Consider the following 11916-nt stretch of genomic DNA (forward strand, 5'->3'; position numbering starts at 1 on the left):
CGAACTCAGCCCTTGGCGCGGTTGCGGTACTCGGTGGGGCTGGATTCGTGCATGCGCTTGAAGTGGCGGGAGAAGTAGAACGGGTCGGGGTAGCCGACTTCGCGGGCGATCGTGGCGACGGTCGCGTCCGTCGTGTCGAGCAGGTGACGGGCCTGGGCCATCCGCAGTGCCGTGTGGTGCGCGAGCACCCCTCCCCCGGTCGCGCGCCGGAACATCGCGCTCAGATGGGACGGGGAGACGCCGACCAGCGCCGCCAGATCGGCGACCCGGACCGTGCTGTCCAGGCGCTTGGCGAGGTAGGCCATCGCCCGCTGCAACGGGTCGCCGGGGGCCGGCATGGCGCGGTCGACGACGATCTGCGTGAGCAGCTTCCACGCCGCGCCGGCCGCCCCCATCAGGCTGGCCGGTGAATGGTCGCGTTCGAGGATGGCGACGATCTCGTCCAGCAGCGCGACCGCCCGGTCCAGACGGCGGATGGGGATCACCGGCCTGGACGCGCTCGCGCCGATCTCGTCGACCAGCTCGGCCAGGTCGCTGCCGCGTAGGTGACACCACCAGATCGTCCAGGGGGTGTCGGCGGACGCGCCGTAGGAGTGCGGGTGGCCGCGCGGGATCACCAGGGCCGAGTTGGACCCTACGCGGTGCTGGGCGCCGCCGATGCTCGCCCAGCCGGTGCCGGCCGCGCAGAGGATGAGAATGGTCTCCTCGGTGCCGTTCGGCCTTGTCATCAGATGGTCCGCAGCGTTCGGATAGTAGCCGCAGTCGGTGACCATGAGGCGTCTGGTCACCGGGCGGGCGTGCGCCTCGGCGACGACCCGGCGTGGCACGACGGTCAGGCGCTGGTTACGGAAGCCTTCCTGGATCGGCATCAGCTCATTATGGCAGATGCCGTCGGATCGTCCAGGTGGTGCCGCGCAATGGACATTCCTCGTGGCCGGTCCTCGCCTGTTGACTGTGAACGACGACTTAGCGGCATTTTGGGGGATGTAGATCATGGGACGGGGATTGCTGGCCGGGAAGGTGGCCGTGGTGACCGGCACCGCCTCCGGCATCGGCGCCGCGGTGGTGGACCGGTTTCTCGCTGAGGGCGCACAGGTGATCGCGGTCGATCTGGCCGAGCAGGTGGCCGAGCGGCCCGGGATGCTGGTGATCACCGGGGATGTGGCCGATGCCCGGACCTGGCGGCGGGTCGCGGAGGTGGCGCGGGCCGAGTTCGGGCGGCTGGACGTGCTGCACAGCAATGCCAGCGTGGTGACCCGGGCTCCCGCGCACGAGCTGGCCGAGGCCGACTGGGATCGACAGCTCGCGGTCAACCTCACGGCGACGTACCTGGCTGTTCATGCCTGTGTCGGGCTGCTGCGGGACAGCTCGGGGGCCATCGTGCTCAGCTCCTCGGTGCATGCTCTGGCCGGGCTGCCCGCGCATCCCGCGTATGCCGCGGCCAAGGGCGGGCTGGTGTCGCTCGGGCGGCAGCTCGCCGTCGAGTACGGGCCCGAAGTTCGAGTCAACACCGTGCTGCCTGGGCCGATTCTCACGCCCGCCTGGGACGGCATCGGGGAGGAGGACCGGCGGCGCAGTGTGGCCGGGACCGCCGCCGCGCGGTTCGGGCGGCCCGAGGAGGTGGCGGCCGCGGTGACCTTTCTCGCCTGCGCGGAGAGCTCGTACGTCACCGGGGCCTGTCTTGTTGTGGACGGTGGGTGGAGTGCTGTGAAGGATTCGGCATGAAGATCGCCAGGATTGAGACGTTTCTGGTGGCGCCCCGGTGGTTGTTCTGCCGGGTGGAGACCGATGACGGGGTCGTCGGGTGGGGCGAGCCGGTCGTGGAGGGGCGGGCGGAGGTCGTACGGACTGCTGTGCAGGTGCTCGGTGAGTCCCTCATCGGGCGGGACCCACTGCGCATCGAGGATCACTGGCAGGTGATGGCCAAGGGTGGGTTCTACCGTGGCGGGCCGGTGCTCTCCAGTGCGCTCGCGGGGCTGGATCAGGCGCTTTGGGATATTGCGGGCAAGGTGTTCGGGGCTCCGGTGCATGTGCTGCTCGGGGGGCCGGTGCGGGATCGGGCTCGGATGTACGCGTGGGTGGGGGGTGACGAGCCCGGGGAGCTTGCGGAGCAGATCAGTGCTCGGGTCGAGGCTGGGTTCACCGCCGTCAAGATGAACGCCGGGGGGCGGATGGCCGCTCTTGGCAGTGCTGCCGATGTGGCTCAGGTTGTTGAGCGGGTGGCGTTGGCCAGGGAGTTGCTCGGGGCGGGGCGGGATGTGGCCGTCGACTTTCATGGGCGGGTCACGGCTGCTGGGGCTCGGCGGATTCTGCCGCTCATCGCCGAGTTTCAGCCGATGTTCGCTGAGGAGCCTGTGCTGCCTGATCGGCCGCAGGTGTTGCGGGACGTGGTGACCTGTAGCAGCGTTCCGATCGCTACTGGGGAGCGGTTGTACTCGCGGTGGGACTTCCGGCCGGTGCTGGAGGCGGGGGTCGCGGTGGTGCAGCCCGATCTGTCGCATGCGGGTGGGATCTCGGAGACTCGGCGGATCGCGGCGCTGGCCGAGGTGTGGGATGCGCAGCTCGCGCCGCACTGTCCGCTCGGGCCTATCGCGCTCGCGGCCAGCCTGCAGGTGGCCTTCGCTACGCCGAACTTTCTGATTCAGGAGCATTCGATCGGCATTCATTACCACCAGGGGGACGATCTGCTCGACTACCTGATCGATCCTGAGGTGTTCCGGTTCACCGATGGGCACGCCGCTCGGCCGCTCGGGGCGGGGCTCGGGGTGGAGGTCGATGAGGCGGCTGTGCGGCGGGCGGATCAGGCCGGGCATGCCTGGCGGAACCCGGTGTGGCGGCATGCCGACGGGGGGTTCGCCGAATGGTGACGGTTCCGCTGCGTGCCCGTTTCGACCTGGAGTGCGGCGGTAGGTGGACCTCGTTGGCCGGCGGCGGGCGGGAGTGGCTGTGGGCGCGGCCCGATCCCGCTCGGGCTGCCGTCGTACCCGGCGTGGAGTTCGTTGACGTGGGTGGAGTGGAGGAGTGCCTGCCCACGGTGCGCGGGCTGCCCGATCACGGCGACGTATGGAGTCGGCCCTGGAACGGCTCGGCGGGCGAAAGCCTCGTACAGGGGAAGGACTTCTCGCTGCGGCGCAGGATCACTGAGGAGGGCGGGGCGGTGGTGGGCGAATATCGCCTTTCTGCCGATCCTGGGTATTCGTTCGTGTGGGCCGCGCATGCGTTGCTCGACCTTGGCGACGATGCCCGGCTCATCGCTCCCCCGGCGACTCCGACGAGGGTGTTTCCCGAGGCCGCAGGGATGCTCGGCTACCCCTGGCCGGCCGGTGCCCGCTATCTGGAGGGGCGCTGGCCCGACCCGCTGGGCCTGCCGCTCGACCGGTTCGGTCCGTGTGACGGCAGCGCGGTCGGGGCCGTGCTCCGGTGTGGTGCCGTCCAGGTGGTTGACGGTTCCGACGTGCTGCGTTTGCGGGTGGAGGCGCCCGAGGGAGTGCCGGTGTCCACTGCCCTGTGGCGCAACCTCGGCGGCTTCCCGGCGGAGGCGCCGTACCGCAGTATCGGGGTGGAGCCTATGCTGGGCGCGGTATTCGACCTGGTAGAGGCGGGGCCGGGAGACGCGGCGGTGGTCCCGGCCTCTGGTGAGTTGATGTGGCGGCTGATAGTGGCCGCAGAACGGATGAGCGATGACTGAACACCCCTTGGACGAAGCGCGAACCGTACATTCCGCCGAAGCGCAAGACACACGCGCTGCGCGAGATGCCCGTTTCGTGGAGATGCTGGCCGAGCGGCGCGTGGTCGCCATCGTGCGTGGCCGGGACGCGGGCGCCGCCCTCCGTACGGTGATCACCCTGTTCGAGGAGGGCATCGACCTGGTGGAGGTGTCGCTGGTCACCGAGAACGCGCTGGACGTCATCCGGCAGGCCCGCGCGACCCTCGGCGACTCGGCGGACCTCGGCGCGGGAACCGTCCTCACCACCGACGACGCCACCGCGTCGGAGGAGGCAGGGGCCTCCTACCTGGTCACCCCCGCCGTCACCGAGGCCGTGTCGTACGGCCGGCTGCCCGTGCTCGCGGGTGCGTTTACCCCCACCGAGGTCGTCGCCGCGCTCGGCGCGGGAGCCACCGCCATCAAGCTGTTCCCCGCCTTCCAGGGCGGAGAGAAGTACCTGCGCGCGCTCCGCGACCCCTTCCCTGACGTGCCGTTCGTCCCGGTCGGCGGAGTCAGCACCGAGGCGGCGGTCGAGTACCTGCGGGCCGGGGCGGTCGCGGTCGGCGTGGGCTCGCCGCTGGTGGGCGACGCCGCCGACGGCGGCAGTCTCTCCGCACTCAAGGAGCGCATCCGAGCCTTCAAGGGCCTGCTGTGACCTCCCCGGTGATCGACGTCGCCACCTTCGGGGAGACGATGGCGGCCCTGCGAGCGGACGGTCCGGTCAGGCTCGGCGGCGCGATGCGGCTCTCGGCCGCGGGCGCCGAGTCCACCGTCGCGATCGGCCTGGCCCGGCTCGGCCACCGGTCCCGCTGGACCGGGCTCGTCGGTGACGACGAGACCGGAGAGCTCGTCCTGCGTACCCTTCGCGCCGAAGGCGTCGACGTGGCCCACGCCCGTACCGACCTTCGTGGGCCTACTGGGCTGATGCTGCTCGAACAGCGGATCGGCGATCTGACCAGGGTGATCTACCACCGGGCCGGGTCGGCCGCCTCCTTCCTCTCTCCTGAGGACGTCCTGCCCGCGCTCGATCCGCCGCCGAAGATCCTGCACGTCACCGGGATCACGCCCGCGCTCGGACCCGGTCCGGCGAAGGCCGTACGGGCGGCGGTGGAGTGTGGGGCGCGGGTCTGCCTCGACGTCAACTACCGTTCGCGGCTTTGGGGGCGGGAGCAGGCGGCGCAGGCGCTTCGGGCGCTGGTGCCGTACCTCACGGTGGCCGTCGCGTCCGACGACGAGCTCGACCTTCTCGCGCCGGCCTCGGCGACGACTGAGGAGGACAGGGTGACGGCGCTGCTCGCGGCCGGGGTGGCGGAGGTCGTGGTCAAGCGCGGCTCGGCCGGGGCCAGCGCGTACACCGCTGAGCAGACGGCGCACCGCCCCGCACGTCCGGTGCGGGTCGCGGACGTCGTCGGAGCCGGGGACGCCTTCGTCGCCGGCTATCTGTCGGGCCTGCTCGACGACCTCGACCTCACCGGCCGCCTCGACCGGGCCACCGCCACCGGGGCCTTCGCCGTCGCCTCGTCCGGCGACTGGGAAGGTCTTCCTACGCGGCTGGAGCTGGCCCTTCTCGACTCCCTGCCGGGCTCCACCCTGCGCTGAATGGGTTCACCGTGCATGACCGCCCAGGATCCGCCACCACAGGTCTTCAGCGGCGCGGACGGACAGCCAGGTGCTCTCGTCCGTGATGGTCGGGGATTCGCCGGTGCTGCGGCGGACGAATCCCAGTCCGCCTGCCGCGCACAGCTCGTAGATCGGGCTTGCGCAGACACAGGTGTGCGCTCGGACTCGCACCCGGTCTGTACGGGGAAGGCTGGGTTCCCATTCGACCAGTTCGGTCTGGGCTTGGGCGGCAGCCACGTGAAGTCCCCGGTAATCACCACGAGAGCGCGGGCAGGTCACGCCATCACCGCCATGCGCGCTTGGTCCTGGAGCACCGCCGCGATGGTCGCGAGGTCGTCGGCGCTGACCGTCTGGTGCAGTCCTCCGGCTATGTCGGCGTAACTGAGCTGGGCACCACGCCGGGTGGCGTAGAACACGCCCTCGTCACTGACGAAGAACGACCAGCCGGGGAACATGACGCGCAGCGCGTCGAGGTCGTAACCAAGCATCACCATGCGTCCAAGGTAGCCATCCTGTACAACCCTGTCCATGCCATTCCAAGACATGGGCTGCAACGAGGTGTATGCGCAGGTATTTCTATGGTTAGACAGTGATTGAGTTCGAGCCAGATCGCTTCAGGTGGGAGCAGATCACCGACACGCTCCGCCAGCGGATCACCGACGGCACCTACCCGCCCAAGCACCTACTGTCCGAAGTGCAGCTCATGCAGGAGTTCGGCGTAGCCCGAGGCACCCTCCGCAAGGCCATGCAACGCCTCCGCGACGAAAAACTGATCTACACCATCCCCAACCTGGGCAGCTTCGTCGGCCAACGCACCGAACCCAGCCCCACCACCGACAAGCCAGCCAGCGACTGACCCAGTCGAGGTGAAGCAGCCCAGCAGATGCCAGCGCCTTAACCACTTGCAGGTTCGTAGCGCGAGTCACCACGCCTGATCCGGGCGCACCATCACGCCGCTGGCTCGCCCCGGCTGGTGGAGGTGCGGCAAAAAGGGGGACGCCGCCGGGACAAACCGGGGCGATCCGGTGCTGGCGGCGCTGGCCGCCCGGCTGGTGGAGGTGGTCAGGCTGGGGAGTGCTCAGGCCGTTCCCGGGGCGGGTTCACCATCAAGATCCATCTATCGGCGGACGGCTGCTGCCGGGTGTTGTCGCTGGTCCTGACGCCGGACCAGTACGGCGACAGCCCGCAGTTCCGGCGCGTACTGGAGGCCACCCGGATACCCCGGCTGAGGCCCGGACGCCCGCGCACCCGGCCCGACAGTCTGGCTGCGGACAAGGCGTACTCCTCCCGCGCCAACCGCGCCGCCGCAAGTTCCGCCACACCATCCCCGAACTCCGCGATCAACGCACCCACCGCCGCCGCCGCGGCTCAGCCGGAGGACGGCCCACCGGCTTCGACGCCGAACGCTACAAAGCGCACAACGTCGTCGAACGAGCTATCAACCGACTTAAGAACTTCCGGGCCGTGGCCACCCGCTACGACAAACGCGTCCACCTCTTCCTCGGCACCATCACCCTGGCCGCCCTGATCATCTGGCTCCGCACCTGATCCAAGAAACAGCTCTTAGTCGCACGAGTCACAAGCCCCGGTTGAAGGAAGCTGCATGAAGCAGCGGGGGCAGATCTGAGTCGGCTTCTCCGGGCGTACGCGTCGACGCTCGATGGCCGCTTGATGGCGTGGAGCGAATGCAGGAACGCCCCCATCAGGCGGCAGGGTCGCGCCGAAGTGGCGGTAGCACTCCAGTCGTGAGCGAGCGGCGTGCAGCTCGCGATCTAGAACGTCCTCCACTGGCGGCTCTCCGGCAACGTCAAGAACCTCCTTGTCGCGCTCGCCTACCATGCCGTCATCGGTGTGTACCACCAGTGCGGTGAGCGGCGGATCGCCGCGGCGGTGAGCTTCCCGAACCACCTTACCCAGGACAGGACCGATCCAGTTCTGGAGAAGAGACCTGGTGCGGATACCTGTGCTCTCCTGGAGCTTCTCGGCAAGCTCCTTGTAGGTAATGACTGCGTGATACGTGTGCGCCACACCAACGAGTAGGGGGTAGGCCTCACGGGCCCAAATCTTTCGGGCCTCTGCCGCAGCCATGGGAGTGCCGTCAGATACGCGCCAATAGCTATGTTGCGACATGCCTAGTTTCCGAGTCCCATCGTGGGTCTAGCCGTACAGTGGGTGATCGACGCCCTCAGTGTCATCCTTCCGTACGCTGCGCGTGTGCGCCATGAATTTGCTTGAGCTGACATTTATGTCGAATCATAATAGTTCAGCTATATCGAGTAGATCGAACCGGCCTCGAAGGTACGAAGGCCGGGCGCATCCGGACCTGGCTGACATCAGGGACCTCTACGCCACCAGTCCGAGCGTTGCAAATATTGTCGCGGCTAAAAGGCCTCCTGCGCATATTGCCATCCGCCAGGCCCTCGGGCAGTTACTCAAGCACGTCCCCCACCTGCGGGACTACGTATTAGTCCTTCTCAATCGATAGGGGCAGGAGTCCGGACTCCTCGTGGAGCCAATCTTGGGCACGACGGTAGAACCATTCGAGGATCCCACCCATTGTGTGGGCTCCTTGATCTACCAGCAGGTCCATCGAGAACGACGGCCGCAGACCGAGCTTGACCTCGGACAGCTGAACGCCATCGATGGTGTTTAGCCTGGTGAGCAGCTCGCGCCGCAGGTCGAGGGCGTCAAAGGGCGGGCGGCTGCTGAGATACTGAAAGACAACCTCCACTGTGCCGCTCAGCGGGTAGAAGGCCACCGGCCACAGATTGTGCCCTGAGACGCTGGCCTTGTCCCAGACGAGCGGGAAGCAGCTTGTATCTGTGCCGGTACCGTACGACAACGTCCCGCCCAGGCGCGTCCAGATCTTCAGCAGACTCTCAACGTACTCCGCAGTCCTTTGGTCCTGATTTTCCCGCAGAAGGGCTTGAAAGCGCAGAGCGCGCTCTTCCTCGCTGGACCCCTTCGTCAAGGGTGGGACGCCGGTCTGCGGTAGGTCCATACCGAGAAGCTCAGCAAGATCCGCAGCATAGAGGCGCTGCGACTGATCGGCTCGACCCTTACTGTCGAAATGCACGCCCTCGGCCTTGAGAACGTCGACAGGGTCGTCTGTGCGCCCGTCAAGCCAGTGGAAGTTCGGAGCGAGTGTGCCGTTCGCACTCAATGCACGGTAGGCGTTGGGGACATCGGTCCGGGCAGCGACGTAGCTTCCTACCGCTCGGGGATGAGTACCGATGAGTTCGGCCAGCTCGCCGTAGGTGGTCCAGCTGCCGGCGGGGAGTACCGTGAGCGCCGCACGCAGCAGAGCCCACTCGCGGCGATCATCGACCAGAGCCCGGCTGTTGGACAGTGGAGCCGGCCACAGCTGTATGGCTCGGGCGGCGAGATCGCTGGCCCGGGTGAGAATCTGTTCTTTGCCCCAACGTAGCGTCTCGGCGATCTCCCGGTTCATCTGCAGTGCGCTGTTGTCGAGGATCTGCTGTTTACGCTCAAAGGGGTGGTTGGAGAGCTTGGCGTTCTCCGCCGACAGCGTGAGGTTGCCCAGCGTGTGCAGTAGCAGTTGGTGGAGTTCCTCGGCGCTGCTTTCGTCACTGACTTCATCGGCCAGTTGGTCGAGCCAGGGTTTGGTCGCGGTCTGGGGCATGACGTGCTCGACGGTGAGCTTGGCCTTGGTGAAGTCGACTGGTTCCTTGGCGCCGTAGCTCTCTTCGAGTCTGCGGAGGATGAAGAAGCGCTGGGCCGGACGCCCTGACCAGTAGAAGGGCCGGTGCTGGATTGCGTCTCGCATGGTCTCGTCCGAAGGCCAGTAACGCCGTTCCCCGGATAGATAGCGATGGACGGCCTCGGCGACCGGCCGGTCACTCTCGAGCTCCTTGGGGGCCGCATTGAAGATCCGGTTCAGGTTGTTGGTGCTTTTGTCGCAGATCATGCGGCGGACCAGGAAGCTCTCGACGTATCCGAGGGCTGTGACGACCTGGTCGGGCGTCGTAAGTTTGCGATCGAGGAGATCAAGCAGATGTAGGACGAGTGCGTACGAGGTCTGCCCGCCCCAAGCATGTAGCCTGGTCAGCGACTCGGCCAGCGGTCCAGCAAGCTGTTCAGGGTGAAGGATCTGGTCGAGCAGACGCGCCCGTCTGTACAAGTCGGCTATTTCAGCGCGGAGACTCTCCTCACCGCCCGTGCGGACGACCTCGTCCAAGCGCACCTGCTGGTAGCGGTAGATCTCCGTCTGCTTGATCTTGTCCGATCCGCGGATCACGAGATCGAGCCATACGAGCAGTTCCAGGCCGTCCGGGCCGAGCAGCTTCTGCAGAGGCAGCCACAGTTGCTCGTAGACGTCCTCGCCGTGCTTGGGCAGCAACATGAATACGTAGTTGCGCAGCAGATCGGTCTGGGTGAGCCGGACGCCGGTGTTGTTCAGCGACTCGAAGATCCGATAGACGTTGTCGCCTTTCTCTGCGGTGATCTCCACGATGGAGAGCTTGTCGCAGAGCACAGATTCGACCCGCTCGATCTGTTCGGCATCGGCGTCGAGGCCGACCAGGGCCGCCTTGAAGAAACGATAAGCGTTTCCGACCTTGTCGGGGCCACCTGCTGTTGGACTGCGGTCGATACAGGCCCTGAACGCCTCCCGATCAGCCTGGGTCGGTAGGAGGCGGTAGTGATCCTTCCCGGTATGGAACTCGTTTACCAGGTACTGCCGGTGGATCCGGTCAGCTCCGCGCTCATCGAACTGCGCTATGTGGTCACGTAGAGCGCAGAAGACGAGCATAAGAGTCGTCAGGCGCTGCTGACCGTCCACGACCAGCCAGCGATTGACCTTCCTTCCGCCCGCCGAAACCTCACCTGGAGCCAAGACGACCGAGCCGAGGAAGTGAGCACTTCGCTCTTCCCCGTTGGCCAGAGCCTCGGCATGCTCAAGGACGTCGTCCCACAGCAGACGCAGATCTTTCTGGTCCCATCTGTACGTCCGCTGGTATAGGGGCACCTGGAACTGCTTTTGCCCCTCAAGGAGAGACATCACGCTACTCTCGTGCACCTGCATCCTTCGCTCCTGGGACGTTGGCCGAGTCCAGGCGAGCTATTGCGCCGGTCCGACCGAGAAGTCCGCCTGCAAGATGGCGGTCAATCACGAAACGAGATCGTGCATACTCGCTTCGTGATTCTCGCTGCAGTCCGTGCGATCCTCAAGGCGATCCTCGATATTGCCAGCCGCCATACCAAACTCGACCCGAGTGCGCGCTGGCTACGCGGCTTCAGCGAGATTCCGTCGGCGAAGAACCGGTTCAGCGCAGGGTGGCGGTGAAGGTGCGGCTGTAGGCGTGGCGGGTCGTCGCCTGGACCAGGGTGCCGTCCGGTATGCGCCGTCCTGCCCCGCAGCCAGCACCACGATCTCGTCGTCGAGCAGGAACCAGGGCTTCGTCGCGCGAGCGTTACGGTGGGCGACGAACCCCCGTCAAAGAGGAACCCGCTTCCTGGCAAGCGTAGGCGCATCGTCGGACTGCACCATGCCGTACGCGCCGTATGTCCGCTTAAAAGGCATCCCTTGCGCGGGGGAAGTACACGTTGGCCAAACACCTTTAGGGCCTGTACGGACTTCGGATCTTCAGATGGGTTGAAGGCTTCGGATCCACAAGATGGCTCCGCGTAGATGAAGGCCGGCGAGGTAGCTGTCGGGAGTCTTGTCGAAGCGGAAGGCCAGCCCGCGCCACTCTTTAATCCGATTGATGCACCGTTCTGCTGTATTGCGCTGCTTGTAGAGATCTGGATCATGGTTGACCGGGCGGCCGCCACGGGAGCCGCGTTTCTTGCGGTTGGCCGCCTGGTCGCTCTTCTCGGGAATGACGGCCTTGATGCCGCGTCGGCGCAGATAGGCGCGGTTGCCGCGGGAGGAATAGGCCTTGTCGGCGGCCACTGCGGCCGGGCGGGTGCGCGGGCGTCCGACCGGCAGGCGGATCTTGATGCGGGACAAGACGGCGCGAAACTGCGGGCTGTCTCCCGCTTGGCCCGGGGTGAGGACGAAGGAGAGCGGTCGGCATCGCCGGTCGGCGGACAGGTGGACCTTGCTGGTCAGTCCACCCCGAGAGCGGCCCAGCCTGGCTGCCGTCAGCCGTATTCGGCGCCGCCGTCGTAACCGCCGGTGTTCATCCCCGTCTTCGCCGGGTTCGGCGCTTTGGGCTTTTTGCCCCTTTGACGCAGCCCTTTTTCCTGTTCGGTGGCCTCCTCCAGCGCCTTTATCAGCTCGCCGTCGATGACCATTCCGGCGGCGTGGTGGTGGGCGCGGGCCGTGGTGGAGTCCACGCTGACCAGGTCAAGGTCGGCCTGCCCTTGGGCAGCGGCCTCAGCGATCACGGCCTGCATCAGCTGCTCGAAGATGCCGGCGGTGGCCCACGATCGGAACCTGTCGTAGACGGTGGACCAGGGCCCGTACTCGGCGGGCAGGTCCCGCCACGGACTGCCGATACGAAACCGCCACATCACCGCATTGAACTGCTGCCGTAGATCCGGGATCGGGCCTCGCTCCCCCAAGGGCAGGTGAGGCTCGATCAAGGACCATTCGTCATCGGTGAGGTCTCCACGCGCCATAGCGA

At 66.8% G+C, this 11916-nt stretch carries 12 protein-coding genes and 2 pseudogenes; 8 read left to right on the forward strand and 6 right to left on the reverse strand.

Annotated elements, in window-relative coordinates:
• Nucleotides 1–5: 5 nt before the first annotated feature.
• Nucleotides 6–869, reverse strand: coding sequence for a helix-turn-helix domain-containing protein (locus ACIBQX_RS40620; protein WP_397014244.1), 864 nt, complete (start codon nucleotides 867–869; stop codon nucleotides 6–8).
• Between the two features lie 124 nt (nucleotides 870–993).
• On the opposite strand from ACIBQX_RS40620, the gene ACIBQX_RS40625 reads away from it, so the two are divergent.
• The 5 genes from ACIBQX_RS40625 to ACIBQX_RS40645 all read left to right on the forward strand — a co-directional run bounded on the left by ACIBQX_RS40625 (nucleotide 994) and on the right by ACIBQX_RS40645 (nucleotide 5305).
• Nucleotides 994–1725, forward strand: coding sequence for an SDR family NAD(P)-dependent oxidoreductase (locus tag ACIBQX_RS40625; protein ID WP_397014246.1), 732 nt, complete (start codon nucleotides 994–996; stop codon nucleotides 1723–1725).
• On the forward strand, nucleotides 1722–2867 hold the full coding sequence (dgoD, locus tag ACIBQX_RS40630; RefSeq protein WP_397014248.1) for a galactonate dehydratase: 1146 nt from the start codon (nucleotides 1722–1724) through the stop codon (nucleotides 2865–2867). The genes ACIBQX_RS40625 and dgoD overlap by 4 nt, the downstream gene beginning before the upstream one ends.
• Nucleotides 2868–2989: 122 nt before the next feature.
• On the forward strand, nucleotides 2990–3688 hold the full coding sequence (locus tag ACIBQX_RS40635) for a hypothetical protein (RefSeq protein WP_397014250.1): 699 nt from the start codon (nucleotides 2990–2992) through the stop codon (nucleotides 3686–3688).
• An 82-nt stretch (nucleotides 3689–3770) separates the two neighbouring features.
• On the forward strand, nucleotides 3771–4361 hold the full coding sequence (locus ACIBQX_RS40640) for a bifunctional 4-hydroxy-2-oxoglutarate aldolase/2-dehydro-3-deoxy-phosphogluconate aldolase (RefSeq protein ID WP_397014675.1): 591 nt from the start codon (nucleotides 3771–3773) through the stop codon (nucleotides 4359–4361).
• Nucleotides 4358–5305 (forward strand): sugar kinase, encoded by a 948-nt coding sequence (locus ACIBQX_RS40645; RefSeq protein ID WP_397014252.1) that lies wholly within the window; start codon nucleotides 4358–4360, stop codon nucleotides 5303–5305. Before ACIBQX_RS40640 ends, ACIBQX_RS40645 begins: the two co-directional genes overlap by 4 nt.
• A gap of 6 nt (nucleotides 5306–5311) precedes the next feature.
• Here ACIBQX_RS40645 and ACIBQX_RS40650 read toward each other — a convergent pair whose 3' ends face one another.
• Together ACIBQX_RS40650 and ACIBQX_RS40655 are read right to left on the reverse strand one after the other, a co-directional pair.
• Nucleotides 5312–5563, reverse strand: a complete 252-nt coding sequence (locus ACIBQX_RS40650) for a hypothetical protein (RefSeq protein WP_397014254.1) — start codon at nucleotides 5561–5563, stop codon at nucleotides 5312–5314.
• A 38-nt stretch (nucleotides 5564–5601) separates the two neighbouring features.
• On the reverse strand, nucleotides 5602–5820 hold the full coding sequence (locus tag ACIBQX_RS40655) for a hypothetical protein (RefSeq protein ID WP_397014256.1): 219 nt from the start codon (nucleotides 5818–5820) through the stop codon (nucleotides 5602–5604).
• A gap of 95 nt (nucleotides 5821–5915) precedes the next feature.
• Between ACIBQX_RS40655 and ACIBQX_RS40660 the strand changes: the two genes are divergently transcribed.
• A complete protein-coding gene (locus tag ACIBQX_RS40660; RefSeq protein WP_397014258.1) occupies nucleotides 5916–6182 on the forward strand; it encodes a winged helix-turn-helix domain-containing protein in 267 nt (88 codons plus the stop codon).
• Nucleotides 6183–6263: 81 nt separating this feature from the next.
• Nucleotides 6264–6874, forward strand: a pseudogene (locus tag ACIBQX_RS40665) (IS5 family transposase); the annotation flags it as partial.
• Nucleotides 6875–6889: 15 nt separating this feature from the next.
• Here ACIBQX_RS40665 and ACIBQX_RS40670 read toward each other — a convergent pair.
• The gene (locus ACIBQX_RS40670) at nucleotides 6890–7354 is read right to left on the reverse strand and encodes a hypothetical protein (protein ID WP_397014260.1); all 465 of its coding nucleotides are present in this window, start codon (nucleotides 7352–7354) and stop codon (nucleotides 6890–6892) included.
• 436 nt (nucleotides 7355–7790) lie between these two features.
• A complete protein-coding gene (locus tag ACIBQX_RS40675) occupies nucleotides 7791–10370 on the reverse strand; it encodes a DUF262 domain-containing protein (RefSeq protein WP_397014262.1) in 2580 nt (859 codons plus the stop codon).
• Between the two features lie 114 nt (nucleotides 10371–10484).
• Here ACIBQX_RS40675 and ACIBQX_RS40680 point away from each other — a divergent pair, with 114 nt between their 5' ends.
• On the forward strand, nucleotides 10485–10631 hold the full coding sequence (locus ACIBQX_RS40680) for a hypothetical protein (RefSeq protein ID WP_397014264.1): 147 nt from the start codon (nucleotides 10485–10487) through the stop codon (nucleotides 10629–10631).
• A 300-nt stretch (nucleotides 10632–10931) separates the two neighbouring features.
• On the opposite strand, the pseudogene ACIBQX_RS40685 reads toward ACIBQX_RS40680, so the two are convergent.
• A pseudogene (locus ACIBQX_RS40685) lies at nucleotides 10932–11911 on the reverse strand (IS5 family transposase).
• Nucleotides 11912–11916 lie beyond the last annotated feature (5 nt).

This window comes from Nonomuraea sp. NPDC049714, assembly GCF_044465295.1.
GTDB lineage: Bacteria > Actinomycetota > Actinomycetes > Streptosporangiales > Streptosporangiaceae > Nonomuraea.